At 63.5% G+C, this 1,868-nt stretch carries 2 pseudogenes; both read right to left on the minus strand.

Annotated elements, in window-relative coordinates:
- Positions 1-115: 115 nt before the first annotated feature.
- A pseudogene (gene istB / locus LCM15_RS22685) lies at positions 116-607 on the minus strand (IS21-like element helper ATPase IstB); the annotation flags it as partial.
- 65 nt (positions 608-672) lie between these two features.
- Positions 673-1,268, minus strand: a pseudogene (locus LCM15_RS22690) (transposase); the annotation flags it as partial.
- Between the last annotated feature and the right edge of the window lie 600 nt (positions 1,269-1,868).

Below are 1,868 nucleotides of genomic sequence, written 5' to 3' on the forward strand. Positions count from 1 at the left end.
CGCGGGTCTCGAAATCCGAACCATCGAGACGGTCGAGGACACCGAGATCGGTCGCCGCGTGGTCGAGGCCTGGGTCGAAAACGAGGTCGCGCAATGCGGCTATTGCCAGTCGGGGCAGGCGGTCGAGCAGAGCGCTGGTCAGCCGCTCTGTTCCGAAGGTCTCGGTCCATTCGTCGAACGGCAGGTTGCTGGTGATGAGCATGGCGCCGCGCTCGTAGCGTTGCGAGATCATCTCGAAGAGTAGCTCGGCGCCGGTCTTTGACAGAGGCATGAAGCCCAGCTCATCGATGATGAGCAGTTCGACGGAGGCGAGCTGCTTCTGGAGCCGCAGGAGGCGGCGCTCGTCGCGGGCTTCCATCAGCTCATTGACCAGTACTGCGGCCGTAGTGAAGCTGACCGACATTCCTTTCTGACAAACGGCCAATCCCTGTCCCAGAGCAACATGGGTTTTGCCCGTGCCACTCGGGCCGAGCGCAATGACGTTTTCGCGCCGCTCGATCCATTCGCAACGGGCAAATTCCAGCACCTGCATCTTGTTGAGCTTCGGGATCGCCTTAAAGTCGAAGCTGTCCAGGCTCTTCTTGGCGGAAAACTTTGGGGTGTTCATGCTTCAGCCGTACGCAGGAGCCGTCCACTGCCCGGCAGTGCAGCACGCAGTGATGTCACGAGAGGGTTCAGCCAGAGGCGGCCGCGTTTCTTCTGCTTGTGCGGGACCTTGAGCCCTTCGCGCCGCCAAATGCGCGCCACCCGCTTGTGGTTCACCTGCCAGCTCGCCTGGCGCAGCAGCACGGCGACCCGGCGGTAGGCGTAGCGGCCATACTCCCGGGCCAGCTCGATGACGTCGGCGGTCAGCCGCGCCTCGTCTTCCCGGCCCCGTGGTGGCTTGCGTTGCGTGGAGCGGTGCTGGCCAAGCACCCGGCAAGCCCGGCGTTCGGAGATGCCGAGTGTCTGGCACACATGCTCGACGCACTCGCGGCGGCGCGAAGGGCTCAGAAGTTTCCCTGAGCAGCCTCGGTCAGGATCAGCTTCTCGAGCGTCAGGTCAGATCCCGCCCGGTGCAGCCTCAGGTTCTCCTTCTCGAGCTCCTTCAGCCGCGACAACTGAGCCCGGTTCATCCCGCCATACTGCTTCCGCCAGCGGTAGAACGTGTGCTGCGATATCCCGATCTGGCGCACCGCATCGGCCATCGACAGGCCCTGGCCGTGCAACACCTCGACCTGACGCAGCTTGGTGACAATGTCTTCCGGCTTCTCTCGCTTTCCAACCATTCCGTAGTCCTCCTGTTCGCCGAAATCCTATCGGATTTCCGGCTTCGTGGGTGGAACCCTTCAAAGGGGCTGGCTCACCCCGGGGGATGGCGGAAGAGGGGCGACCTTCGCAGAGGTCAAAAGCAGAGCAGGCCGGGCGGGATGAGCCGCAACCTGTGGTCTCGGGGCATGACCGGTCCGGCCACGCCGGATCTTCCCTCAGACGACACGACGACCTGCGTCATCAAGCAACGCCGCGCCGCATGGCAAGGGACGTTTCCCAGACGCAGGTCTCCCCCCGGGCCCGAGGCTGCGATGCCGGTTGACCCCCTCTTTATTTGTAATACAGATTGTGCAAGTTATATGTCAGAAGAGGTCGGGCAGAGAGGGCTATCTGACAAACGTGCCGTCAGATGGCTCTGCGCCCGGCCGGAGACACCACGCAAGAGGACCGATCATGCTCACCGTCGAAACCCGCCACGCCATCCACCCCGAGCACGCGAAGGGCATGGACACCGCCGCGCTGCGGTCGCACTTCCTTGGCGAGGGGCTGTTCGCCAAGGGCGAAATCCGTCTCGTCTACACCCATTACGACCGCTTCACGCTGGGCGGCGCGGTGCC

Origin of the sequence: Salipiger bermudensis (assembly GCF_020171625.1) — a bacterium.
Lineage (GTDB): Bacteria > Pseudomonadota > Alphaproteobacteria > Rhodobacterales > Rhodobacteraceae > Salipiger > Salipiger bermudensis_B.